The sequence below is a fragment of the Pseudomonas sp. R2-60-08W genome, assembly GCF_003852335.1.
In the GTDB taxonomy this organism is placed as follows: Bacteria; Pseudomonadota; Gammaproteobacteria; order Pseudomonadales; family Pseudomonadaceae; genus Aquipseudomonas.
In genome coordinates, this window is sequence record NZ_CP027731.1 from 1778690 (window position 1) to 1801646 (window position 22957).

Consider the following 22957-nt stretch of genomic DNA (forward strand, 5'->3'; position numbering starts at 1 on the left):
GTGTTAGCCAAAGCGATAGATGTCCATGCCCAAGGCGCCGAGGGTGAAGCCCTGATGCGCCACGCTGAAATCACCGCCGGCACCTCGCGCAAAGTAAAGCGGCAACAAATGCTCGTCGCTGGGGTGGCTGCGCACTGCATGGGGCGCCAGGAGGCGATAGTCATGCAAGGCTGTTTCGTCACCGGCAGCGAGTTTTTCGACTACCCAGTCGCGAAAGGCTTGCGCCCATGGCGTGATGGTTTCCGGCCCGGCGCGCCAGTCCAGCTCACCGAGATTATGGGTGATGCTGCCGGAGCCGATCAGTAGCACACCTTGATCGCGCAGACTGCAGAGGGCATGTCCAACCCGGGTTTGAAAAGCCGGACCCATGCGGCTTGGCAGGGAGACTTGCACCACCGGAATATCCGCCGCCGGGTACATCAGCGACAGGGGCACCCAGGTGCCATGGTCGAAGGGCCGTCGGTTGTCGACCTGTGCAGTCAGGCCGTCAGCCTGCAATAACTCGGCAATTTCATTCGCCAGCCGTGAATCACCCGGCGCAGGGTATTGCACCGCAAACAGTTCGCGAGGGAAGCCGCCGAAGTCGTGCCAGGTTTCGGGCGCGGCGCTGCCACTGACCAGCAGTCCTTGGCTTTCCCAATGCGCCGATACCACCACAATCGCCTTGGGCCGTGGCAGCGCGGCTGCCAGAGCCTGCAGCGCCGGACCGCTGGCACCGGGTTGCAGAGCCAGCATCGGGGAGCCATGGGAGATAAACAGGCTGGGGAACATAAGAAGAGTCCTGAAGATTAATATCGGGCTATCTTCATTCAGATCATTAATCGAGATCTAATATAAGATTTAGTGTCTTTTGATCGATTTTTCGAGGTGATGCATGGACGCAAGAATTTGGCAGGAACGCTGGGCAACCAATCAGATCGGTTTTCATCAGGCCGACGTTAATCCTTACTTGCAGCGGCATTGGTCAACGTTGGCCCTGGTCGATGGTGCCAGGGTTTTCGTGCCTTTGTGTGGCAAGAGCCTGGACATGAAGTGGTTGGCGGATCGCGGGCATCGCGTGATGGGTGTGGAGGTGTCGGATAAAGCCGTTGAGGCATTCTTCAGCGAACAGGGACTTACACCGCAGATCGATCAGAGAGGCGTGTTCAAGGTGTATCAGGCGGGCCTGATCGAAGTGTGGTGCGGTGACTTCTTCGCCCTTGACGCAAGTGCTGTGGCTGATTGCGTGGCGTTGTATGACCGTGCGGCACTGATCGCTTTGCCGCAGCCAATGCGCTCGCGATACACCGAGCATCTCGATACCCTGCTGACCCCCGTCTGTGAGGGGCTGTTGATCACTGTCGACTACGACCAGGCGCAAAGGGCTGGCCCGCCCTTCGCTGTTCCGGATGAGGAGGTGCAGTCGCTGCTGGGCCCGCACTGGAATGTGGTCACGCTGCAAGAGCGGGACATTTTGAGTGAAAGCAGCAAATTCAGGGCGGATGGCGTTACTCGGCTTGATGAGCGTGTCTATCGGCTGACCAGGCGGTAAATCACGCCCACGAAAAAGGGGCGATCCAATCGCCCCTTTTTGTGTTGCCCTGCGCTATCAGCCGCGACGACGCAATGCGTCAATCCGCTCTTCCAGCGGTGGGTGGCTCATGAACAGGCGAGCCAGGCCCTGCTTGACGCCACCGTTGATGCCGAAGGCGGTCAGGCTGTCCGGCATGTGCACCGGCAGGCCTTGTTCGGAGCGCAGGCGTTGCAGTGCGCCGATCATCGCGCTGGTACCCGCCAGGCGTGCGCCGGCTTCGTCTGCGCGGAACTCACGTTTACGCGAGAACCACATTACGATGGCGCTGGCCAGGAAGCCCAGGACCAACTCGGCGAAGATCGTTGCAACGAAGTAGGCGATACCGCGGCCTTCTTCGTTCTTGAAGATTACCTTGTCGACGAAGTTACCGATGATTCGCGCAAAGAACATCACGAAGGTGTTCACCACGCCCTGGACCAACGCCAGGGTGACCATGTCGCCATTGGCCACGTGGCCGATCTCGTGGGCCAGCACCGCCTTGACTTCGTCGGGCGAAAAACGCTCCAGAAGCCCCTGGCTGACAGCGACCAGCGCGTCGTTCTTGTTCCAGCCGGTGGCGAAGGCGTTGGCCTCATAAGCAGGAAAAATCCCCACCTCGGGCATTTTGATGCCTGCTTCTTGAGACAACTGCTCCACGGTTTGCATCAGCCATTGTTCATGGCGAGTGCGTGGTTGAGTGATGATCTGGGTGCTGGTGCTCATTTTCGCCATCCACTTGGAGATGAACAGCGAGAACAGCGAACCGGCAAAACCGAAGACCGCACAGAAAATCAGCAGCTGATTGAGGTTCAGATCAACCCCGTTGGCCGCCATGAACCCGTCGAAGCCAAAAAGGCTCAGGGTGACGCTGGCAATCAATACGACCGCCAGGTTAGTGGCCAAGAACAGCAGGATGCGCATCATGGTTGTAGAGTTCTCCTCATGCTTAATATGTCGCTTACTGCGGGGTATATAAGGTGCGGCATGGGGTGATTCAACCGAGCGACTATTTCAAACTGTGTCCTACAGCGAAAATGTAGCGCCTTGAAGGGTTTTTCCCACAACAATTACCCTTGTCGGTTAGCCGTCAAGCGTGTCGCACCCCCGTTAACACTAGGTGCAGAGCGGCTGGCGTGGTGCTATCACCCGTTCAAGGCCGCCCGTGCCAGAGAAGTGTTGCCAGATAATCGCCGTACGACCAAATGCAGGCCGTACGGGATCATTTGCGTTACTGGCGATAGGACTTCAGGAAGTTGCCGATGCGACCGATCGCCATATCCAGCTCATCCACGCGTGGCAACGTCACCACGCGGAAGTGATCCGGCCACGGCCAGTTGAAGGCGGTGCCTTGCACCACCAGCAGCTTTTCCGACAGCAGCAGGTCGAGCACGAACTTTTCGTCGTTGAGGATCGGGCAGACTTTCGGATCGATCCGCGGGAACGCGTACAACGCACCCATGGGCTTCACGCAGCTGACGCCCGGGATCGCGTTGAGCAACTCCCAGGTGCGGTTACGTTGCTCCAGCAAACGACCTTGGGGCAGTACCAGGTCGTTGATGCTCTGGTAGCCGCCGAGGGCGGTCTGGATCGCGTGCTGGCTCGGCACGTTGGCGCACAGGCGCATGTTGGCCAGCATGTCGATGCCCTCGATATAGCTCTGGGCGTTGTGCTTGGGCCCGGAAATGGCGATCCAGCCGGAGCGGAACCCCGCCACCCGGTAGGACTTGGACAGGCCGTTGAAGGTCAGGCACAGCAGGTCTGGCGCCAGGGAGGCGGTGCACACGTGGACGGCGTCATCGTAGAGGATCTTGTCGTAGATCTCGTCGGAGAACACCACGAGGTTGTGTTGGCGCGCCAGTTCGAGCATGCCCAGCAGCACTTCCCTGGAGTACACGGCGCCGGTGGGGTTGTTCGGGTTGATGATCACCAGGGCTTTGGTGTTCGGGGTGATCTTGGCCTTGATATCGGCCAGGTCCGGGAACCAGTCGGCCCCTTCGTCGCACAGATAGTGCATCGGGTGGCCACCGGCCAGGGTCACGGCGGCGGTCCACAACGGATAATCCGGCGCCGGCACCAGCACTTCGTCGCCGTTGTTGAGCAAGGCCTGCAGCGACATCACAATCAGCTCGGACACGCCATTGCCCAGGTAGATGTCTTCAATCCCGACACCTTCGACCTGTTTTTGCTGGTAATACTGCATCACCGCCTTGCGCGCGCTGAACAGGCCCTTGGAGTCACTGTAGCCTTGGGCCGTGGGCAGGTTGCGGATCACGTCCTGGAGGATTTCGTCTGGCGCTTCGAAACCAAAGGGCGCCGGGTTGCCGATGTTCAGCTTGAGGATGCGATGGCCTTCCTCTTCCAGGCGTTTGGCGTGCTTGAGCACCGGGCCGCGAATGTCGTAGCAGACGTTGGCGAGCTTGTTCGATTTGCTGACCTGCATGGTGATGTGATCCTGAAAATGAACGATCCAGACGGCACAGGCACTACCGTACTGTGAATCCCGTGCGGCGCGCACCCATAAATACGTTTGAATGGTGATGGCGCGGGTGCCAGACTGGCGTTTTGAAGAGGCGCAATCATACGTGCCGCCTGATCCACGGAAAAGACACAGATCAGAGTTTTTCAGTTGCCGAGGTGTACCGATGGAAAAGCTGCAGAAACCCATTGAAGAATGGAAAGCGATGCTCGACCCGGAGCAATACAACGTGTGTCGGCTCAAAGGCACCGAGCGGCCGTTCTCCGGCGAGTACAACGGGACCAAGACCGACGGCGTGTACCACTGCATTTGCTGCAATGAACCGTTGTTCGATTCCAAGGCCAAGTTTGACTCGGGCTGCGGCTGGCCCAGCTTCTACGAGCCGATTGCCGATAACGCGATGGTCGAGATCCGTGACGTCAGCCACGGCATGATCCGCACCGAAGTCACCTGCGCCAAGTGCGATGCGCACCTGGGGCATGTATTCCCGGACGGTCCGCCACCGACCGGCCTGCGTTACTGCATCAATTCGGTATGCCTGGACCTGGTGCCGCGCTAGGCGAGTACCCGCACGGTCAAAATGTGGGCGGGGCTTGCTCCCCCACGTTAGGCCCTGGGTTGATTGCACATCATCATTGCCGTCAATTGAGTTGACGCTATTGAATGGCAAGCTACCTTTCTGCTTCTTCCCTTAATCAAAGGCACTGCCATGAGCGACAACTTGCTGAGCATCCCTTGCACCACTATCAAAGGTGAGCAAAAGACCTTGGCCGATTTCGCCGGCAAGGCCATTCTGGTGGTCAACACCGCCAGCAAGTGTGGTTTCACCCCGCAGTACAAGGGCCTGGAGCAACTCTGGCAGCAATACAAGGACCAGGGCCTGGTGGTGCTGGGCTTTCCGTGCAATCAGTTCGGCAAGCAGGAGCCGGGCAACGAAGGCGCGATCGCCGAGTTCTGCGAGTTGAACTTCGGCGTCAGTTTTCCCTTGTTCAAAAAGATCGACGTCAATGGCAGCGATGCCCACCCGCTGTTCGTGCAGCTCAAAAAGGCGGCGCCAGGGCTGCTGGGCTCGAAGAACATCAAGTGGAATTTCACCAAATTCCTCATCGGGCGTGACGGCAAAGAGGTCAAGCGTTTCGCCCCAACCACCAAGCCCCAGGACCTGAGCCAAGAGATCGAAGCCCTGCTCAAATGAGACTCGTCGTCTCAGGCACCCACAGGTCCAGCAGGGCCTTGAGTTCTTCGCGGCGAAACGGCTTGGCCAGGTAATCATTCATCCCCGCTGCACGGCAACGCTCACGCTCTTCGGACAGGGCATTGGCGGTCAAGGCGACGATGGGCAGGTCCGGCCAGCGACCGCTCTGGCGAATCTGCCGGCTGGCCTCGTAGCCGTCCATCACCGGCATGTTGCAGTCCATCAAGACCAGATCGAAACGCTGGTCCTCGAGGAACTTGAGGGCTTCGCCACCATGGGCGGCCACGATGACCTCGCAGCCGAGCTTGCCGAGCATGCCCTTGGCCACCAGTTGGTTGACCGGGTTGTCCTCCACCAGCAGGATGCGCGCGCGATGGCTGAGGGGCGCGGCGTCGATTGGAAGCGGGTCCTGGATTGGCTGCGTGTCGCTGCGCAAATTACGCTGCAGGATTTGGTACAGCGCGTTACGGCTCAGCGGGCGGGCTTGTTGCTGCAGCGGTGCCAGGGCGACGACTTCTTCGCTGGGCATGAAATTGCCATAGGCAGTCACCACCAGGATCGGCGCGCTGATGCCCGGCCTCAGGCGGAACAGGCACTCCGGGCAGTCGGTGATCAACAGGTCGGGAGACTGTCCGCTCAGGTCGTCTTCCATGGAGTAGCAACGCGGCGCCAACCCCCAATGGGGCAGCAGGGTCGTGAGCAACTCCCCCAGGCCACTGCTGTGGTGGGTGATGACGATCACATCCCCCACCAATGGCACTCGCGCTGCCGCCGGCAAGTGGGTGGGCAACGGCAGGTCGGCGCAGAACTGGCTGCCGAAGCCGACCTCCGAACTGATGCTCAAGCGGCCCTGCATGGCTTCGCACAGGTTATGGGTCAATGCCAGCCCCAAGCCGGTGCCGCCGAATTGGCGCGTGATACCGGCGCCGGCCTGGGTGAACGGCTGGAAAATCTTGACCTGTGCATCCTGGGCAATCCCGATACCGGTATCACAGACTTCAATGCGCACTCCGTCGCCGTGGTGGCGCAGGCGCACATCCACCCGGCCGAAGCGGGTGAACTTCAAGGCATTGGACAGCAGGTTACTGACGATTTGCCGTACCCGCGTCGGGTCGCCAATGACTTGGGCAGCAAATAGCGGGTCGATCAGGCAGGTCAGTTCCACGCTGGGCGCGGCGTTTTGTGACAACAGGTTGGCGGTGTCTTCCACCAGTGAGCCGAGGTCGAACGGGATGCGTTCAAGCTCCAGTTGGCCCGCGTCGAACTTGGACAGGTCGAGGATATCGTTGAGCAACTCCACCAGTACCTTGCCGGAGTCATGGGCAATGGACAGTTGCTGGCGCTGCTCGGCGTTGAGCGGGCTGTCCAGCGACAGGGCAATCATGCCCAGCAGGCCATTGAGCGGGGTGCGGATTTCATGGCTCATATTGGCCAGGAACGCCGCCCGAGCCTGGGCCATGCCCAGGGCGGTCATCCGCGCTGCTTCCAGCTCATCATTGATCTGGCTCAAGCGTTGGTTGCTGGTCTTGAGCTCAAGGGTGCGGGCAGAAACGATGTCTTCCAGTTGGCCCAGGTATTCGGTGAGACGATCTTCGGCATGGCGACGCTGCTGGATCTCGGTTTCCATGTTTTCGAATTGCTGGTTGGCAACGTTGACCAGCACGCCGATTTCGTCGTGCTCATGCCCTGGCGGGCAGTCCAGGCGCGCCTGTTTGCGCGTGCTCAACGCGCGAATAATGCGCACCAGCGGCTGGGTGAGCATGATGTAGAACAAGCCCAGCAAGATCCCGGTCAGCAGCAGGCTGCGCACAAAACCATTGAGCAACGTGACCTCGGCGCGGCGCAGGAAACGGCTGCCAAACGCGTAGGTATCGACATCAAGGCGCAGCACTCCCAGGGATTCGTTGGGCATATGGCTGAGGTACAGACGGTCTTCGAATTGACGGTTGGCACCGAACAGAAAATCGCTGACAGGCCGATAATGGCTTTCCTTGCGCGGCCGGTCGACGTCGGCCAGCACCATGCCGTTGTTGTCGACCAGCTGTGCGTGGGCAATGGCAGGAGAGTGCAGCAGGCCCAGGGTCAGTTCCTGGGCAAGTTCGGCATCGATGTTGTAGGCAATACGCGAGGCAGGGTTATGGCTGATTTCGATCAGCGAGCGTATTTCGCGGTTGATGGATGCGTCTTCACTGGCATAATCAATGCCGATTTGGATAAAACTGAGCAAGGTTCCCAAGACGAAACCGACCAGCACAGTCAATCTGGCTTGTTTATAAGACAAGCGGTGGGCGAACTTGATATCCATCGAGTGTTGAACCACTTCACGTTTCCCTTCGCCCGGCAAGCATAGCTGAACATCCCACCAGCGCTGACTTGCCCGGCATAAATCGATTTTCTTGACGCAGCCTTGTGCGGTCTGCCACAGGGTTGCCAATACGCCATCTTTTACAAGAACTTGCCAGAGGAATAGATGTGGATTCTCGATTGAATGCCTTTCTTGAGCGGGCTGACGCCGTGCTGGCGCGCCTGGAGCCCCTGTTACCCGCACCGCGCCAAGCCATCGACTGGAACCAGTGCCTGGCCGCCCGCTGGCAGCGCGAAGGCCGTACAGGCTTCCTGTTGCCGCTGGAAGTCAGCCTGGACATGCGCCTGTCGGACCTGATCGGCGTCGACAAGCAGCGTGAACAGCTGGCGCGTAACACCCAACAGTTTCTCGACGGCTTGCCTGCCAACCATGCGCTGCTGTGGGGTTCGCGTGGCACTGGGAAATCATCCATGGTACGCGCCTTGCTCGCCCAGCACGCCAAGGCCGGCCTGCGCTTGATCGAAATCGAGCGTGACCACCTGGCCGACCTGCCGCGCGTGGTCGAACAACTGCTCAAGCTGCCGCAGCGTTTCATCCTGTTCTGCGATGACCTGTCGTTCGATGCTGGGGAAGGTGACTATCGCGTGCTCAAGAGCGTGCTGGATGGCTCCCTGGAGCAGGCGCCGGAAAACGTGTTGCTGTATGCCACCTCCAATCGTCGTCACCTGGTGCCGGAGAACCAGAGCGACAACGACAATTGGAAGCGCGTGGATGGCGAACTGCACCCGAGCGAGGCGGTAGAAGACAAGATTGCCTTGTCCGACCGTTTTGGCTTGTGGCTGTCGTTCTACCCGTTTACCCAGGAGCACTTCCTGAATGTGGTGGAGCACTGGATCGGCGAATTGGCCGGCAAGACCGGCCTGCAGTGGCAGCGTGATGAACAACTCGACATTCTCGCCGTGCGCTGGGCGACCGGACGCGGTAACCGCAATGGCCGCTGCGCCTATCAGTTCGCCCGTTACTGGGTGGGTCTCAAATTGCTGGAGCGTCAACCATGATCGATTTACAACAGGCCGGCACCGGCCTCGAGGGCTATGCGCTGCTCTGCGCGCAACTGGAGTCGCTGCTGGCGGATGAGCGGGATTTCATCGCCAACAGCGCGCAATTTTCCGCGTTCCTGTTCAATCAGTTGGACGACCTGAACTGGGCGGGTTTCTACCTCAATCGCAATGATGAGCTGGTTCTCGGCCCCTTCCAGGGCCAGATCGCCTGTGTGCGCATCCCTTTTGGTCGTGGCGTGTGTGGTGCCGCCGCGGCGTCCCGGCAAACCCAGCGAGTGGAAGACGTGCATGCATTCGCCGGGCACATTGCCTGTGACAGCGCCTCCAACAGTGAGTTGGTGGTGCCGCTGGTCAAGAACGGCCAATTGATTGGCGTGCTTGACCTCGACAGCCCGTCGCTCGCGCGTTTTACGCCTCAGGACCAGGCGGGTATCGAACAACTCGCGGCTATTTTCCTGCGCTTGACCGATTGCTGAGCGAGCGAGGCGGGGGCAAGCCCTAATGCCAGTGAGTTAAGAAGTAGAAAGGGTAAAAAGTAACCTGTGGCGAGGGGCTTGCTCCCGCTGGACTGCGCAGCAGTCCCATCTTTGGGGCCGCTTCGCGGCCCGGCGGGAGCAAGCTCCCTCGCCACAGGTACAGGGTTCGCCCTTAACTGACTGGCATTAGGGCGAACCCCCTGCCTCCTATTGGCCGTCCAGGTCATGCAGTTGAACCTGCAGTGCCCGTTCCAGCTCCAGCATGAGCTTTTCCAGGGATTTGACCCCCGTTTCGATCACTCGCCGATCATCGTTGCGCGAGCAGGCCTGCTCCAGTGTTTCGCACTGCCCGGCCAAGGCATTGGCTTGGACGATGCGTGCGGCCCCCTTGATCTTGTGGGCCTGTTCGATTATGTCGGTGGATGAAGCCTTGCGATCCAGCAGCGCAATGAGTGCCTGACGATCATCAACGCTGCTGGTCAGCAGTTCTTCGAGCAGGCGTCGACTCAATTGCGAATCCCCTCCGGTCAGCGCGTCCAGGCATCCCAGGTCCAGTTGCGGGCTCGTGGGTTGGGGAATGATCTGTGCCAATTGCCGCTCCAGCACGGTGAGGCTGATAGGTTTGAACAGACAGTCGTCCATGCCCGCTTCCATGCAGCGTTGTCTTTCCTCCGGTTGTGCATTGGCGGTAAATCCCAGTACCACGCAGTGCGCCAACTGTTCGCGTTGCTCGTACTCACGGATGGAACGGCTCAACTCGTAGCCATTCATGATGGGCATGTTGCAGTCGGCGATCACCAGGTCGAACTGTTCCTGGCGCCAGGCCTGGAACCCGGCGGCACCATGCTCGGCGGCAGTGAATTGATGGCCCAGGTAGCCCAGTTGCTGGCACATCAGCAAGCGGTTCGCCGGATGGTCGTCTACCACCAGCACATTGAGCACCGGGGTGGAGGCCGGCTTCGCAGGCGTGTGCTCGCCCTGGGTGGTGATCGGATGCAGGCGCGGCATTTTCAGGCTGATGTGCACCTGGGTTCCGACCATGGGCACGCTGCTCAGGCTCAGTTGGCCGCCCATCATTGCGCAAAGGCTGCGGCAGATCACCAGGCCCAGGCCGGCACCGCTTCTGGCCAGGTGCCCGGAATTATCGGCCTGGGCGAACGGCTCGAACAGACGCAGTTGGTCGTCCCGGTTGATGCCGATACCGGTGTCTTCCACGACCAGCTTCACGTCGACCTGTTCCTGGGTCTGGCTCGGTTGCACCTCCACCTTGATTTTCACCTGGCCGTGTTCGGTGAACTTGATGGCGTTGCTCACAAGATTGGACAACACTTGCTTGAAGCGCAGCGGGTCTATGAGGACTTCGATGTCGTTCAGGTCGGGCTTGAACTCCAGTAGCAGGCTGAGGGTTTTCTGGCGCGCAAGACCGTCAAACACGCGTACCACGGACTCGATCACCTCGCGCAGATTGACGCGTTCCGGCGCCAGGCTGAGACGGCCGGACTCAATGCGCGCGATGTCGAGAATGTCGCCTATCAGCTCCAGGAGATCCTTGGCCGAGTTGTAGGCCACTTCTATCGCCGGACGGTCGAGATGCCCTTGGTCGGCCCGCTTGAGCGTCAGTTCGAGCATGCCGATCACGGCGTTCATGGGGGTGCGGATCTCGTGGCTCATGGTGGCAAGGAACGTGCTTTTGGCGCGGTTGGCCTCGTCGGCGCGCTCTTTGGCGGCGCGCAGTTCATCGAACAACTGACGCCGTTCACTGATGTCGATCCAGCCGCCGATGATGCCCTGGACTTCGCCAGTGGAATCGCGGTAGGGCAGGATCCAGTGGTAGATCGTCAGCTTCCTCTCCTCGATATGCAGGGTGCGGTCCAGAATCAATGGATTGCCCTCAGCCACCACCCGCAGGTAGTCGGCATGGTACTGCGCTGCTTCGGGCGCCAGGGCCATGCTCATCTGGGTCACGCTTTTGCCGATCACGTCCTCCCGCTTGACGTCGAAGGTCTGCAGATAACTGTCGTTGCAGGTTTGCAGCAAACCATTACGGTCGCGTACATAGATGGGGTGTGGTGTTTCGTTGACCAGCGCGCGCATGAACTCGAACTGATCGTTGAGGGCGCGCTCGGTCATTTTTCGTTGCCTGATCTGGCGCCGCATGTAGGCATTCCAGGCCAGGGAAATCAGGAGCAGCAAACCGGTACCGATGACGATCCTGGCAATCAGTTGGTTGTAATTGCGCCAGTAGCTATCGGATTCGACCGTGTAGCCACGCCAGCGACTGTTGATCACGCTCATTTCATCCGGGGCGATACTGAGCAGCGCTTTGTCGAGGATCGAACCCAACTCGGTGGCATGGCGCGAGGTGGCCAGCGCGAACGTCGCCGGCGTTGTGCCGATACTGGTGGTGATCTGCAGCTTGCCCTGGAAAACCTTCGAAGACAGGAAATAGTTAGCGATCAACAGTGTGTTCACAGCGCCGTCCACTTGCCCTTGTGCAAGCAACTCGGCTGCCCTGAAGGCATCGCCGGTTTCCACCAGTTGAATCTGGGGAAAGTCCTTGCGCAGGGCCTCGGCCAGCGGAGTGCCCAGGGTTATCGCCAGGCGCTTGCCCGCCATCTGCTCCAGGTTCAGCGGTGCTCCGGGCTCTTTGCGGGTCAACAGCACATACGAATTTTCCAGGTAGGGACGGCTGAAATTCAGCTGCGCCTCGCGTTGGTTACTCGGCACAATGGCCCCGATCATATCGACTTTTTGCGTGGCGACCTGCGCGATCATATCGTCGATTTCACGGCCGCGCTGCACCGCAAAACGCAAGCCGGTCCGCAAGCGAATGAGTTCAAGAAGGTCGGCGGTGATGCCGCGAAAGTTGCCTTCCGCATCGAAGAAGGTGAGCGGGGCAAAGGTTTCATTGACGATGACCGTTACCACCGGGTGCGCCTTCAACCAGCGTTCTTCGCGCGGGGTCAGTTGCAGTTTCTTGTCGGTCAGCAAGATATCGCTGCCGGCGCTCCAACGCTTGGCGATGCTGTCCCGTTCGTTGATGGGCACAGCCGCCAGCACCGTGTCGACAATGCTCAGGAGAACGAGGTTGTCGTGGCGCAATGCAAAGCTGAAACCATAGGCTTCATGCTTGCCGAAATTGGCCATGCGGATGTTTTTGAGGTAGCCCTTGTTAATCATGAAATGCGTGGAAATCGTGTCGCCAAGAAAAACATCCGCCTGGTCGAATGCCACTGCATTCAGCGCATTTTGATAAGAGGGGTAGGTGTGGATATCTGCCTTGGGGTACAGCTTCTCCACTTCATCGAGCGGCAGGTAATGATAGACGAGGCTCAAGCGCAGCCCTTCAAGGCCATCGCTGAGACTACGGGTTTCCCCCTCGCGAGTGACCAGTACCGGCTGGTCCACGGCGTAAGGTGCCGACAATCTGAGATTGGGGTTCGCGGCCTCAAAGCCATTGGAGGAGCCCAGCAAATCGATGTCGCCAGCCTCGAGGGCTTGAATGGCGGCCACCCGGGTAGGGTAGCGCAGGACCCTCACCGGTATGGCCAGTGCCTTGGCCAGCAGGCCTGCATAATCTGCGGTAAGGCCTTCGTAATCGCGACCACTGGAGGTGAGGTCGAACGGCGGGTAGTCAGGCGCGGCAGTACCCAGGACCAGTTCGCGCTTGTATTGCAGCCACTGGCGCTGGGTCCTGTCCAGTTGAGTGTCCAGTTGAACGATTCCGGCGCGGCTCAGTAAGGTGAGGTGTTGCGGGTTGGTGGAGTCGTCCGCAAGCACGGTAGTGCTGAAGTACAAACCGGCACTCAATATGATCAAATAGTCCTTGATACGGCTGGGCATCCGTTTTCTCACACTAGCGCGTTTCGTTTTGCCATCTCGATGAGCTCGACTAAAGACTGAGCTTTTAGTTTTTGCATTAGTCGCTTTTTATAAGTGCTGACTGTTTTGTTACTCAGGAACATGCCCTTGGCTATTTCTTTGTTGGTGCGGCCTTGTGCAAAAAGTTGCAAGACCATGAGTTCTCGGTCGTTAACTGCCTTGAACAAGTCCAGCTCCTGCGTTTCCATACCTTCCGCTCCATTTGCATTCAATGCCTGGCTGGGGAAGTAGTTGTATCCGGATAGTACGGCGCGGATAGCACTTAGTAGTTCACTCAGGTCGCCTTCCTTGCAGACGTAACCGTCCGCACCCGAACGCATGCAGCGCGTGGCAAACAGCGTCGGGCATTGGGCGGTAAGCACCAGAGTTTTCATCGAAGTGTTCATGGCATTGAATCGGCAGAGAACTTCGAGGCCGTCAAGTTTCGGAATGCTGATATCCAGGATTACCAAGTCCGGCAGGCATTCGCGGACCATTTGTATGGCGTCGCATCCGTTATCCGTTTCTCCAACGACTTTGTAACCTTCGTGTTCCAGTAACATTCTGATGGCGAGCCGTATGACGGGGTGGTCGTCGATAATAAAAACGGTGTTCATAATCACATTCCATGCAGGTGCAAATAAAGCGTTCACATTAGCGCAGAAGAAGAGGCAGCAGCATGAAGCGTGGGGGGGACAAGCGCAAAACAGGAAGTTTCCTACATAAAGAAAGGTATAGGCCTACGAGTAGCTAGGTAATTGTGACACTAAGTGTGTGTGTTTTCAGGGCAGTTGGCGTAGCCAACGGTCACGGGTATTTTGCGACAGCTCTCACCTTGTTTTTCGCGATTGCTAAGGTTTAAATTCCTACACTTATAATGATTAAGTTGAATTCATTAAACTCGCAAGTTCAGCTTTGTTTAACGGCTTTGATAAACAACCCAGGAGTGGCAGATTGCGCTGCGCAGCTTGTGCGGTCAGTTTGAGCAATTCCGTGGTTGGTAGCCCGCTCAATAGAATCGCTCGCATAATGAACTGACCACGGCTGGCGATTTCTACCAACTCAAGTCCGGGCAGATCGGGCAGGCATTGGTCGCATAACATCAAGTCGAAGGGGAATTCACACTGGGTCATGGTGCGTATGGCCTGTTCGGCATTTTCGACGGGAGTGAGTTGGTGGAAACCGAAGCTTCTAAGCAAGCATTGGGTGGCGAGGAGTTGAAAAGGGTGATCCTCCACCAAGAGAATACGAAGGGGATAGTTGGGCATAGAGAGTACACAGTGAGTCAAGCGTCGATGGGAGCGTAGGAATTGCTCGTCTTGTCTGCGATGGCGCGCGTGATTATTCCTCGGGAATATGTACGAATTCGATCAGGCCGCTCTGTTCCCATCGTAGGGCAATTCGTTTCAGGCAACAGAGCGACTCGATCGAGTCGTTATTGAGGGCTGGAGCGCCCGGTCATCTCTCGCGCCATCTCGGTGGCATAGCTGTCGGTCATGCCGGCGATGAAATCGATCATGCGCAGGAACGAGGCGTGCAATGGCCAGGCAGGGTCCGGCGCGCTGTTGCCCAGCAAGTCGAGAATGCGCCGGTGCTTGAACGACGGCGTACGCCCGCCGTGCTGCTCCAACGCCGCACCGCAAAAAGCGTTCAGCAGAATTTCCAGGGTGGTGTAGGCGCCGATTTCATGCAGGGTCTTGCGTTTGTCCTGGAAGATTTTCTTGCGCGCCATGTCCTTGGCATCCAGTACGCAACGCTTCGCCGGACCGTGCATATGCTCAACCAGGTCGCCAGGCAGGGTGCCGGCAAGCAGGGCGTCCTGTTGTTCGACGAATGCGCGCGCCGCTGCGTTGGTCAGGTGCTCGATGGCCTTGCCGCGCAGGATCGCCAGCTTGCGCCGACGGGAATCCTGCGGGCCCAATTGCCGATACGTCTGCGGCAGGTCATCACCCACCAGGTCGAGCAGCAGTGACTCGACTTCGGCGTACTCCAGCAAGTCCATCTCCAGGCCATCTTCCAGGTCAATCAGCGCATAGCAGATGTCGTCGGCGGCTTCCATCAAGTACACCAACGGGTGGCGGGCCCAGCGTTGCTCCTCCAGTTGAGGCAGGCCGAGTTTATGCGCGATCTGTTCCAGAATCGGCAGCTCGCTCTGGTAGCAGCCGAACTTGTGTTTCTTGTAGCCCAGCGAGTCCGCGTGGCGGGCAGTCCAGGGGTACTTGAGGTAAGTGCCCAAGGTGGCATAGGTCAGCCGCGTGCCGCCGTCGAATTGATGATATTCAAGCTGGGTCAATACGCGGAAACCCTGGGCGTTGCCCTCAAAGTTGAGGAAGTCATTGCGCTCGGCGTTGCTCATGTCATCCAGCCAGCCGCGCCCGGCGGCCTGCTGGAACCAGTGGCGAATGGCGTCTTCGCCGGAGTGCCCGAATGGCGGATTGCCGATGTCATGGGCCAGGCAGGCCGATTGCACCACCATGCCCAAATCGCTTGGATCGCACCAGTCGGGCAGGGCGCCGCGCAACGTTTCACCGACGCGCATGCCAAGGGAGCGGCCCACACAGCTGACTTCCAGCGAGTGGGTCAGGCGCGTGTGGATATGGTCATTGCTCGAAACCGGATGCACTTGGGTCTTGCGGCCCAGGCGACGGAAAGCGCCGGAAAAAATAATGCGATCATGGTCTTTGTGAAAAGGGCTGCGGCCCAGCTCTTCAGGGCTGTGCAGGGGCTTGCCAAGACGTTCGCGGGTCAGCAGGGTAGGCCAATCCAAGGCAGGTACTCTCCGTACGGTGAATGACACCTGCAGCTTCCCGTTTCCGCGCGGGCGGGGCAAGCGGAAATCTTCAGGTCGACAGCGGCTGATAACAGGCGCTGACCGCCGTTGCGCAGTTGCCCGGCGGTCAGGTTGTAGCGTGGGACCAGCGAGCGGGGCTTATTTTCTGCGAGAAGCGCCTTGCATGGCCAGTTTGATCAGCGGGATCAACCCTGCCCCCAGCCGCACCAGGCGCGTCACGCTGCTGATGCTACCGCCCTTGGCGCCCTTGCCGGTAAAGAACCCCATCAGAGTCACCGCCGCCACGCCCCACAGTGGTGCGTGCTTGATGCCCAGGCTGTCTTGCCAGTTGTGACGCAGGTCGCGCACTTTGTGCAGCGGCGCCATCAGTTGCTGGGACTCGTGACGGATTTCCTGACGGTGCATTTCCATGCGCAGGCGGATCAACGCCTTGCGCATCTCCCGACGGGACGAGTTTTGCGGGATTTCAGGCAGGCTCATGGCAGCAGGCGCTCCCGGTCATTGGCCAATTCTTCGAGGGTGGCGTGGAAGGGTGTGGACTCATCGAACACGGCCGCCTTCAAGCGTACCCCGCAGAATGCTGCGGCCAGGCTGTAAAACACGCACAGACAGATGATCCCGGTCAGGCGGTAGCCGGTGTCCCATACCAGGATCATCACCAACGTCGATAGGCCTACCAATAACAGCAGGGCAAACACTAACGCCAAGCCGGCAAACAGCAGCAAGCTGACCGTACGTGCCTTCTGTTCCTGTAACTCGATGCCAAACAGTTCAACATGGCTGTGCAGTAAGCCGAGCACGGCAGCGCCCAGGCGGCGGGAAGTGGTACCTGCGCCCTTTGACGAGCTGAATTCGTCGATAGCCATGATATTAGCGCCTGGTAGCCAGCAGACCGATCAAAAAGCCCACGCCCGCCGCAATGCCGACAGACTGCCATGGGTTGGCCTGCACGTAATCTTCGGTTGCGGTAATGGCCGCCTGCCCGCGCTCGCGCAGGGAGTCTTCGGTCAATTGCAGGGTTTCGCGGGCCTTGAGCAGACTTTCGTGGATCTTGGTGCGCAGCTCATCGGCCTGGTCACCGGCCAGGATGGCAGTGTCGTCCAGCAACCTTTCGGTATCGCTGACGAGGGTCTGAAAATCCGCCATCAGTATTTCTTGAGCAGTCTTTGCTGTTTTGCCGGCCATGGTTATCTCCGTGTGTGGCTGTTCTGTACGTGTGGTTTCGAGTCGCCGGGTTCGCCGAAGGTTCACTGCGATTGTGTGGTACAGCTTTTGCTTTGCCTTGGTGCGCATGCCTTGGGGCCTGCGCTGAATCCGGGCGGTCTAGGTGAAAACCTTGAAAAACCTTACCCTAATTAACTGAAACTCGCGCAAATACCCCGTCGGGGAGTGCCGGTTGTGTTGATCGCTGCGCTAAAGCAGTTCACGTCCTCTGAAGAACGACGGCGGCTTTGGTGCCAATTTGGTGCGAGCAACCCCAGCTTGAACCGCTTTGGTGCTGTTTGCCTTACCGCAGGCCTGCCAACCTCCATGGAAAATCTGCAAAGTGCGGTGGACACCCTTGTCCATAGCTCCAATACCCTGTTCATCCTGATTGGCGCGGTCATGGTCCTGGCCATGCACGCCGGTTTCGCCTTTCTGGAAGTCGGTACGGTGCGCCAGAAGAATCAGGTCAACGCATTGTCGAAAATCCTCAGCGACTTCGCGATCTCTACCCTGGCTTATTTCTTTATAGGCTATTGGATCTCCTATGGGGTCAGCTTCATGCAGCCGGCGGCGGTGATCAGCGCGGATCATGGCTACGGCCTGGTGAAGTTTTTCTTCCTGCTGACCTTTGCCGCCGCGATCCCGGCGATCATTTCCGGGGGGATTGCCGAGCGCGCGAAGTTCGCGCCGCAGTTGTGCGCGACGGCATTGATTGTGGCGTTCATCTACCCGTTCTTCGAAGGCATGGTGTGGAATGGCAACTTCGGTATGCAAGCCTGGCTGCTCGCGACTTTTGGCGCCAGTTTCCATGACTTCGCCGGGTCCGTGGTGGTCCATGCCATGGGCGGCTGGCTGGCGTTGGCGGCGGTGCTGTTGCTCGGCCCGCGCAACGGACGTTACCGCGAAGGGCGCCTGGTGGCGTTTGCTCCCTCGAGCATTCCGTTCCTGGCGCTGGGCTCGTGGATCCTGATCGTGGGCTGGTTTGGTTTCAACGTGATGAGCGCGCAAACCCTCAATGGCGTAAGCGGTCTGGTGGCGGTCAACTCGTTGATGGCAATGGTCGGCGGCACCGTCGCCGCGCTGGTGATCGGCCGCAATGACCCCGGCTTTCTGCACAACGGCCCGCTGGCCGGGCTGGTGGCGATCTGTGCCGGTTCCGACCTGATGCATCCGGTGGGCGCGTTGGTCACCGGCGTGGTCGCGGGGGGCTTGTTCGTCTGGTGCTTCATGGCGGCCCAGGACCGTTGGAAAATCGATGACGTGCTGGGCGTATGGCCACTGCATGGCCTGTGTGGGGTATGGGGCGGCATTGCCTGCGGCATCTTCGGGCAGACGGCGCTGGGTGGGCTGGGCGGTGTGAGCCTGGTCAGTCAGTTGATCGGCACTGCCCTCGGCGTCGCCGTGGCGCTGGGTGGCGGCCTGCTGGTGTACGGTGTGATCAAGCGCGTGTGCGGGCTGCGACTGAGCCAGGAAGAAGAGTATTACGGCGCGGACCTGTCGATCCACAAGATCGGCGCGGTCAGCCAGGATTGATCGGCGCGCCGGTTGCCCAATGTTGGGTTTAGAATGGTGGCGTGTTTTCCATTCGAGTTGATTTGCCATGCTTCCTGAATGCCAGCTGTTCGGCACCCTGGGTTGCCATCTGTGTGAAATTGCCGAAGCCGAAATCATGCCGCTCGTCGAACACGGGTTACTCGTAGAGCTGGTGGATATCACTGATCCCGACGACTTGACCGATGTCTACGGCCTGCGGATTCCGGTGCTTAGACGGGTGGACACCGGGGCTGAACTGGATTGGCCGTTCGACGCCGAGCAGGTGGTCGCTTTCCTGCGCTGATGTTTAGGCCATGGCGGGGTTTCCAATATTACGTTACTGTATGTTTGTACAGCGATGAATAGAGGGAACGCCCGTGGTGAATGTCGAACAACTGAAAAGCAGCGTCAATCGCATGTCCGCCGACGTCGTGCGCGATGCGGTGAGCGAGCTGCGCCTCGATGGCCTGGTCACGGAAGGCAAGACGCCCTTCAACAAAGTGCATTTCAATACCTGCTTTGCGGAAATCGAGGCGCTGTTCCAGCGTGCCGGTTATCACAAGCAGTTGGATGTGGTGGGTTACCAGGGCTTGCTCTATGCCCTGTACGATCCGGGCCGTTGGGAGGCCGTGGACGTACTGCGCTGGCTCAAGGAGTTTACCGAGGCGGCGAGCGCTTCGAAGGTTTTGCGCGCGCAATTGGTCAAGGCCTGAGATCTCTCCTAGGCTCCATCCCGCGCCATGCGGGATAATGCCCGCCTGTTTTTATTCCAGGCTTTGAGCATCTGCATGTCCACTTCCGGTTTTTCCCCGTCCCAGCACCAAGCCAGCACCTTGTACCTGCCGCCTGGCCCGTGGGCAACGGTGCTCGATTGCCTGTGCGATCATTTCCCGGCAATCGCCCGTGAACACTGGCTGGACCGCATTGCCCGTGGCCGGGTGCTGGATATCAACGGTCACCCCATCCGCCTGGATCTGGCGTACAAGGAAGGTCTGTGCATTTATTACTTTCGCGAAGTGCCCAACGAGAAAGTGATCCCGGTACAGGAAACCATCCTGTACGCCGATGAACACTTGGTGGTGGCCGACAAACCGCATTTTCTGCCGGTGACCCCCGCCGGCGAGTACGTCGAACAAACGCTGTTGCGCCGTTTGATCCGGCGTCTGGACAATCCCGCCCTGGTGCCCCTGCACCGCATCGACCGGCATACCGCAGGGCTGGTGCTGTTCTCGGCCAATCCCGACAGCCGCGCGGCCTATCAGCAGCTGTTTCCCACGCGGCGTATTGATAAATTCTACGAAGCCATTGCTCCGGCGTTACCTGGCCTGACCTTCCCGCTGGTGCACAAGAGCCGGCTGGTGGATGGCGAACCGTTCTTCCGCATGCAGGAAGGCCCCGGTGCCAGCAATACCGAAACGGCAGTGGAAGTGCGCGAGAAACACGGCGATTTATGGCGCTATGGCCTGTTCCCGGTCACCGGCAAGAAGCACCAGTTGCGCGTCCACATGACTGCACTCGGGGCGAGCATCTGCAATGACCCGTTCTATCCCAACGTAATCAAGGACGCGGTGGACGACTACGCCAACCCGCTCAAGTTGCTGGCCCAGGGCGTGCGCTTCATCGACCCGGTCAGCGGCCAGCAACGCACCTTTCGCAGTGAAATCACCCTGGACTGGTGAACGCCAGAAACAACAAGGCCCGCGCGAGGCGGGCCTTGTGTGCAAGCGATGGCTTACAGGTCTTTAACGGTACGAACCTGATCTTTGTTGATACGGGTGTGTTTGCCGTCCAACTGTTCGAATTCGTAGAAGCCCGAATCTTCATCGAATTTCGGGGTGTCGACGGCCTGGATTTCGCGACCGTCATTCAGGGTGATCACTGTTGGCGAAGCGCAACCGGCGAGGGTGGCGAGGCCCAGTGCAAGCATGAGAGCGGCGATGGTCCGTTGAGTCATGAGTGTGTCTCCGAGAGAATACTTTTGAAATGCTGACCTTGTGACGTGTGCAACGCCGGCAAAGTTCCTGATGCAAGGCTCATTCTGACACGCCAGCCTGTGGGTGCAACAGCTCGGGGGTATTAAGATTGGCCAGGCGCGGGTCATCGGTGGCGCATTCGAGCGCCACGCCACCCAGTTGCAGAAAAATTTTCCGCGGGCTGCGTTCGCCCGCTTGCCAGGCTCGTTCCACTTGTTCTTTCAGGGCGGTGGGGAAGATGCAGAGCAAGGGTTCCCAGAACTCGCCGTGGCGAATCATCACCGGAACCTGCGGGTTGCAGCGCGCTGTGGCACGCAAGTCGGCCAGCAGTCGTGCATCGATGCGCGGCACATCGCAGGGCAGGATCAGCAGATGCCCATGGCGTGCGGCGAACAGTCCCGCGCGGATGCCGGCAAGTGGCCCGGGAAAGTCCGGGCTATCGTCGCTCACCAGTTGGTCGGCATAGGGCGCATACCGCGCGTGGTTGCGATTGCACGAGATGATCAGGTCGTCCGTCAGCGGCCGCGCCAGGCGTTGCAGGTGCGCAATCAAGGGCTCGCCGCGCCATTCCAGCAGCCCCTTGTCCTGGCCGCCCATGCGTTGGCCACGCCCACCGGCCAACAATAAAATCGAGCAAGGCAGGGGTGAAGATTCAACAGACATGGCGGTTCCGCTGCGGCATGGAAATAGGGGCCTGTGATATAACATCGGGCTGTTCCTTCGACAACCGGACCGTGCCATGAACGCCAAGGCCGATGCGCCCTTCGTACCCCTGAATATCGCTGTATTGACCGTCAGCGACACCCGTACCCTGGACACCGACACGTCGGGCCAGGTCTTCGTCGACCGCCTGACCGCCGCCGGCCACACCCTGGCCGAACGGGTGCTGCTCAAGGACGACCTCTACAAAATTCGCGCCCAGGTTGCCCATTGGATCGCCGAGGACGTGGTGCAGGTCGTGCTGATCACCGGCGGCACCGGCTTCACTGGCCGCGACAGCACGCCCGAAGCGGTGAGCTGCCTGTTGGACAAGCAGGTCGATGGTTTCGGCGAGCTGTTTCGCCAGATATCTGTAGCCGACATCGGCACGTCCACGGTTCAGTCCCGCGCCTTGGCCGGCCTGGCCAATGGCACCCTGGTGTGCTGCCTGCCGGGTTCCACCAATGCGGTGCGCACCGGTTGGGACGGCATCCTGGCGGAACAGCTGGATAACCGTCATCGGCCGTGCAACTTCGTCCCCCATCTGAAACAGGCCGAGCCTTGTGAATCGCGTGGATAAGCCCGGCAAGTCCGGTGCCTTGATGCCGGTGGAAGTGGCCTTGCAGCGTTTATTGGACATGGCCGACGCGTCGCCGATCCGCGAGCACGAAAGCATGCGCCTGGCCGAGTGCGATGGCCGCGTATTAGCGCAAGACCTGGTCTCCACCCTCGACCTGCCGCCCTGGCCCAACAGCGCCATGGACGGCTACGCGCTGCGCGTGGCGGATTGGGCCGGCGAACCCTTGCCGGTCAGCCAACGCATTTTCGCCGGCAATGCGCCAGAGCCTCTAGCGGCCGGCACCTGCGCGCGCATCTTTACCGGCGCGCCGGTGCCCCAAGGTGCGGACTGCGTGGAAATGCAGGAAAACGCGACCCTTCACAGCGATGAGCGCGTGAGCTTCAGCGAGCCACTGCAAGCGGGCCAGAACATCCGCCCACAAGGCCAGGAAACCACGGTCGGCGAGTTGGTGTTGCCCGCGGGCACGCGCCTGGGCCCGATCGAGTTGGGCCTGGCCGCTTCGCTTGGGCGCGATCGCCTGGACGTGGTGCGCCGGGTGCGGGTGGCCGTGCTGTCGACCGGCGATGAGCTGATCGAGCCCGGTTTGCCGCTGGGGCCAGGCCAGATCTACAACAGTAACCGCCGCGTGCTGTGCAGTTGGCTGACGCGAATGGGCTGTGAAGTGATCGATGCCGGCATTTTGCCGGACGACCTGGAACAGACGCGCACGCGATTGGCTGGCGTGGGCGGCGTCGACTTGATCCTGTCCACTGGCGGTGTGTCGGTGGGCGAAGCGGATTTCCTCGGCATTGCCCTACGTGAAGAGGGCGAGCTGGCGTTGTGGAAACTCGCGATCAAACCGGGCAAGCCGCTGACCTTCGGGCACTTTCGTGGCGTGCCGGTGATCGGCCTGCCGGGTAACCCCGCGTCGACCCTGGTGACGTTCGCCCTGTTGGCACGGCCTTACCTGCTGCGCCGCCAAGGTGTGCAAGACGTTGCGCCGCTACGTTTCAATGTGCCGGTGGGGTTCGTATGGCCCAAGCCAGGCAACCGCCGTGAGTATCTGCGCGGGCGTATCGAGCAGGGCCAAGCGGTCATCTACGGCAACCAGAGTTCCGGCGTATTGCGCAGTGCAGCGTGGGCGCAAGGGTTGGTGGAGGTGCTGGAAGGGACGACCTTGGCGGTTGGCGATCAGGTCAACTTCATTCCGCTGAGTGACGTCCTGAATTGAGACCCGAGCTGAAAATCGCTCACCCTGTTTCGACGCAGC

The 22957-nt window shown here is 59.6% G+C and carries 24 protein-coding genes; 11 read left to right on the forward strand and 13 right to left on the reverse strand.

Features of this window, described 5'->3' with window-relative positions; all coding sequences use genetic code 11:
• Nucleotides 1–3: 3 nt before the first annotated feature.
• Nucleotides 4–771 (reverse strand): class III extradiol ring-cleavage dioxygenase, encoded by a 768-nt coding sequence (locus C4J90_RS08100; RefSeq protein WP_124419577.1) that lies wholly within the window; start codon nt 769–771, stop codon nt 4–6.
• A 103-nt stretch (nt 772–874) separates the two neighbouring features.
• Here C4J90_RS08100 and C4J90_RS08105 point away from each other — a divergent pair, with 103 nt between their 5' ends.
• Complete coding sequence (locus C4J90_RS08105; RefSeq protein ID WP_124419578.1) at nt 875–1531, forward strand: thiopurine S-methyltransferase; 657 nt, start codon at nt 875–877, stop codon at nt 1529–1531.
• 57 nt (nt 1532–1588) lie between these two features.
• On the opposite strand, the gene htpX is transcribed toward C4J90_RS08105, so the two are convergent.
• On the reverse strand, nt 1589–2476 hold the full coding sequence (gene htpX, locus C4J90_RS08110; protein ID WP_124361920.1) for a protease HtpX: 888 nt from the start codon (nt 2474–2476) through the stop codon (nt 1589–1591).
• A 304-nt stretch (nt 2477–2780) separates the two neighbouring features.
• Nucleotides 2781–3992, reverse strand: coding sequence for a pyridoxal phosphate-dependent aminotransferase (locus C4J90_RS08115; RefSeq protein ID WP_124419579.1), 1212 nt, complete (start codon nt 3990–3992; stop codon nt 2781–2783).
• 202 nt (nt 3993–4194) lie between these two features.
• On the opposite strand from C4J90_RS08115, the gene msrB reads away from it, so the two are divergent.
• Together msrB and C4J90_RS08125 are read left to right on the forward strand one after the other, a co-directional pair.
• Nucleotides 4195–4587 carry a peptide-methionine (R)-S-oxide reductase MsrB gene (gene msrB, locus C4J90_RS08120; RefSeq protein WP_124419580.1) on the forward strand — a complete coding sequence of 131 codons (393 nt, stop codon included), beginning with the start codon at nt 4195–4197 and terminating at the stop codon, nt 4585–4587.
• Between the two features lie 150 nt (nt 4588–4737).
• Complete coding sequence (locus tag C4J90_RS08125; RefSeq protein WP_124361922.1) at nt 4738–5223, forward strand: glutathione peroxidase; 486 nt, start codon at nt 4738–4740, stop codon at nt 5221–5223.
• Here C4J90_RS08125 and C4J90_RS08130 read toward each other — a convergent pair.
• The gene (locus tag C4J90_RS08130; protein WP_124419581.1) at nt 5216–7528 is read right to left on the reverse strand and encodes a response regulator; all 2313 of its coding nucleotides are present in this window, start codon (nt 7526–7528) and stop codon (nt 5216–5218) included. The genes C4J90_RS08125 and C4J90_RS08130 overlap by 8 nt on opposite strands.
• Nucleotides 7529–7695: 167 nt before the next feature.
• Here C4J90_RS08130 and C4J90_RS08135 point away from each other — a divergent pair, with 167 nt between their 5' ends.
• Complete coding sequence (locus C4J90_RS08135; RefSeq protein WP_124361923.1) at nt 7696–8586, forward strand: ATP-binding protein; 891 nt, start codon at nt 7696–7698, stop codon at nt 8584–8586.
• The gene (locus C4J90_RS08140; protein WP_124361924.1) at nt 8583–9065 is read left to right on the forward strand and encodes a GAF domain-containing protein; all 483 of its coding nucleotides are present in this window, start codon (nt 8583–8585) and stop codon (nt 9063–9065) included. The genes C4J90_RS08135 and C4J90_RS08140 overlap by 4 nt, the downstream gene beginning before the upstream one ends.
• Nucleotides 9066–9272: 207 nt before the next feature.
• On the opposite strand, the gene C4J90_RS08145 is transcribed toward C4J90_RS08140, so the two are convergent.
• The 7 genes from C4J90_RS08145 to C4J90_RS08175 form a co-directional block, all read right to left on the reverse strand.
• The gene (locus tag C4J90_RS08145; RefSeq protein ID WP_124361925.1) at nt 9273–12908 is read right to left on the reverse strand and encodes a transporter substrate-binding domain-containing protein; all 3636 of its coding nucleotides are present in this window, start codon (nt 12906–12908) and stop codon (nt 9273–9275) included.
• Between the two features lie 8 nt (nt 12909–12916).
• On the reverse strand, nt 12917–13543 hold the full coding sequence (locus C4J90_RS08150; RefSeq protein WP_124361926.1) for a response regulator transcription factor: 627 nt from the start codon (nt 13541–13543) through the stop codon (nt 12917–12919).
• Between the two features lie 264 nt (nt 13544–13807).
• Nucleotides 13808–14194: a response regulator gene (locus tag C4J90_RS08155; protein WP_124419582.1), complete on the reverse strand. Its 387-nt coding sequence runs from the start codon at nt 14192–14194 to the stop codon at nt 13808–13810.
• Nucleotides 14195–14361: 167 nt separating this feature from the next.
• The gene (locus C4J90_RS08160) at nt 14362–15693 is read right to left on the reverse strand and encodes a deoxyguanosinetriphosphate triphosphohydrolase (protein WP_124361928.1); all 1332 of its coding nucleotides are present in this window, start codon (nt 15691–15693) and stop codon (nt 14362–14364) included.
• 162 nt (nt 15694–15855) lie between these two features.
• Nucleotides 15856–16197, reverse strand: a complete 342-nt coding sequence (locus C4J90_RS08165) for a hypothetical protein (RefSeq protein WP_124361929.1) — start codon at nt 16195–16197, stop codon at nt 15856–15858.
• Nucleotides 16194–16583 (reverse strand): phage holin family protein, encoded by a 390-nt coding sequence (locus C4J90_RS08170; RefSeq protein WP_124361930.1) that lies wholly within the window; start codon nt 16581–16583, stop codon nt 16194–16196. Before C4J90_RS08170 ends, C4J90_RS08165 begins: the two co-directional genes overlap by 4 nt.
• 4 nt (nt 16584–16587) lie before the next feature.
• The gene (locus C4J90_RS08175; protein ID WP_124361931.1) at nt 16588–16902 is read right to left on the reverse strand and encodes a YqjD family protein; all 315 of its coding nucleotides are present in this window, start codon (nt 16900–16902) and stop codon (nt 16588–16590) included.
• Nucleotides 16903–17247: 345 nt separating this feature from the next.
• On the opposite strand from C4J90_RS08175, the gene C4J90_RS08180 reads away from it, so the two are divergent.
• From C4J90_RS08180 to C4J90_RS08195, 4 genes are all read left to right on the forward strand, one after another.
• A complete protein-coding gene (locus tag C4J90_RS08180; protein ID WP_124419583.1) occupies nt 17248–18456 on the forward strand; it encodes an ammonium transporter in 1209 nt (402 codons plus the stop codon).
• Between the two features lie 67 nt (nt 18457–18523).
• Complete coding sequence (locus C4J90_RS08185; protein WP_124419584.1) at nt 18524–18760, forward strand: glutaredoxin family protein; 237 nt, start codon at nt 18524–18526, stop codon at nt 18758–18760.
• Nucleotides 18761–18833: 73 nt separating this feature from the next.
• Complete coding sequence (locus C4J90_RS08190) at nt 18834–19169, forward strand: transcriptional regulator (protein ID WP_124403534.1); 336 nt, start codon at nt 18834–18836, stop codon at nt 19167–19169.
• 75 nt (nt 19170–19244) lie between these two features.
• Nucleotides 19245–20135: a pseudouridine synthase gene (locus tag C4J90_RS08195; protein WP_124419585.1), complete on the forward strand. Its 891-nt coding sequence runs from the start codon at nt 19245–19247 to the stop codon at nt 20133–20135.
• 53 nt (nt 20136–20188) lie between these two features.
• Here C4J90_RS08195 and C4J90_RS08200 read toward each other — a convergent pair whose 3' ends face one another.
• Together C4J90_RS08200 and mobA are read right to left on the reverse strand one after the other, a co-directional pair.
• A complete protein-coding gene (locus tag C4J90_RS08200; RefSeq protein WP_124361936.1) occupies nt 20189–20410 on the reverse strand; it encodes a YgdI/YgdR family lipoprotein in 222 nt (73 codons plus the stop codon).
• A 79-nt stretch (nt 20411–20489) separates the two neighbouring features.
• Nucleotides 20490–21092 (reverse strand): molybdenum cofactor guanylyltransferase MobA, encoded by a 603-nt coding sequence (gene mobA / locus C4J90_RS08205; protein WP_124419586.1) that lies wholly within the window; start codon nt 21090–21092, stop codon nt 20490–20492.
• A 76-nt stretch (nt 21093–21168) separates the two neighbouring features.
• On the opposite strand from mobA, the gene moaB reads away from it, so the two are divergent.
• On the forward strand, nt 21169–21708 hold the full coding sequence (moaB, locus tag C4J90_RS08210) for a molybdenum cofactor biosynthesis protein B (RefSeq protein WP_048729884.1): 540 nt from the start codon (nt 21169–21171) through the stop codon (nt 21706–21708).
• Nucleotides 21692–22918 (forward strand): gephyrin-like molybdotransferase Glp, encoded by a 1227-nt coding sequence (gene glp, locus C4J90_RS08215; RefSeq protein WP_124414231.1) that lies wholly within the window; start codon nt 21692–21694, stop codon nt 22916–22918. Before moaB ends, glp begins: the two co-directional genes overlap by 17 nt.
• Nucleotides 22919–22957 lie beyond the last annotated feature (39 nt).

What these genes read in the sequence shown, in the direction of transcription:
- C4J90_RS08100 (WP_124419577.1), bottom strand. Translation starts at nt 771, where the DNA reads ATGTTCCCCAGCCTGTTTATCTCCCATGGCTCCCCGATGCTGGCTCTG.
- C4J90_RS08105 (WP_124419578.1), top strand. Translation starts at nt 875, where the DNA reads ATGGACGCAAGAATTTGGCAGGAACGCTGGGCAACCAATCAGATCGGT.
- htpX (WP_124361920.1), bottom strand. Translation starts at nt 2,476, where the DNA reads ATGATGCGCATCCTGCTGTTCTTGGCCACTAACCTGGCGGTCGTATTG.
- C4J90_RS08115 (WP_124419579.1), bottom strand. Translation starts at nt 3,992, where the DNA reads ATGCAGGTCAGCAAATCGAACAAGCTCGCCAACGTCTGCTACGACATT.
- msrB (WP_124419580.1), top strand. Translation starts at nt 4,195, where the DNA reads ATGGAAAAGCTGCAGAAACCCATTGAAGAATGGAAAGCGATGCTCGAC.
- C4J90_RS08125 (WP_124361922.1), top strand. Translation starts at nt 4,738, where the DNA reads ATGAGCGACAACTTGCTGAGCATCCCTTGCACCACTATCAAAGGTGAG.
- C4J90_RS08130 (WP_124419581.1), bottom strand. Translation starts at nt 7,528, where the DNA reads ATGGATATCAAGTTCGCCCACCGCTTGTCTTATAAACAAGCCAGATTG.
- C4J90_RS08140 (WP_124361924.1), top strand. Translation starts at nt 8,583, where the DNA reads ATGATCGATTTACAACAGGCCGGCACCGGCCTCGAGGGCTATGCGCTG.
- C4J90_RS08145 (WP_124361925.1), bottom strand. Translation starts at nt 12,908, where the DNA reads ATGCCCAGCCGTATCAAGGACTATTTGATCATATTGAGTGCCGGTTTG.
- C4J90_RS08150 (WP_124361926.1), bottom strand. Translation starts at nt 13,543, where the DNA reads ATGAACACCGTTTTTATTATCGACGACCACCCCGTCATACGGCTCGCC.
- C4J90_RS08155 (WP_124419582.1), bottom strand. Translation starts at nt 14,194, where the DNA reads ATGCCCAACTATCCCCTTCGTATTCTCTTGGTGGAGGATCACCCTTTT.
- C4J90_RS08165 (WP_124361929.1), bottom strand. Translation starts at nt 16,197, where the DNA reads ATGAGCCTGCCTGAAATCCCGCAAAACTCGTCCCGTCGGGAGATGCGC.
- C4J90_RS08170 (WP_124361930.1), bottom strand. Translation starts at nt 16,583, where the DNA reads ATGGCTATCGACGAATTCAGCTCGTCAAAGGGCGCAGGTACCACTTCC.
- C4J90_RS08175 (WP_124361931.1), bottom strand. Translation starts at nt 16,902, where the DNA reads ATGGCCGGCAAAACAGCAAAGACTGCTCAAGAAATACTGATGGCGGAT.
- C4J90_RS08180 (WP_124419583.1), top strand. Translation starts at nt 17,248, where the DNA reads ATGGAAAATCTGCAAAGTGCGGTGGACACCCTTGTCCATAGCTCCAAT.
- C4J90_RS08185 (WP_124419584.1), top strand. Translation starts at nt 18,524, where the DNA reads ATGCTTCCTGAATGCCAGCTGTTCGGCACCCTGGGTTGCCATCTGTGT.
- C4J90_RS08195 (WP_124419585.1), top strand. Translation starts at nt 19,245, where the DNA reads ATGTCCACTTCCGGTTTTTCCCCGTCCCAGCACCAAGCCAGCACCTTG.
- C4J90_RS08200 (WP_124361936.1), bottom strand. Translation starts at nt 20,410, where the DNA reads ATGACTCAACGGACCATCGCCGCTCTCATGCTTGCACTGGGCCTCGCC.
- mobA (WP_124419586.1), bottom strand. Translation starts at nt 21,092, where the DNA reads ATGTCTGTTGAATCTTCACCCCTGCCTTGCTCGATTTTATTGTTGGCC.
- moaB (WP_048729884.1), top strand. Translation starts at nt 21,169, where the DNA reads ATGAACGCCAAGGCCGATGCGCCCTTCGTACCCCTGAATATCGCTGTA.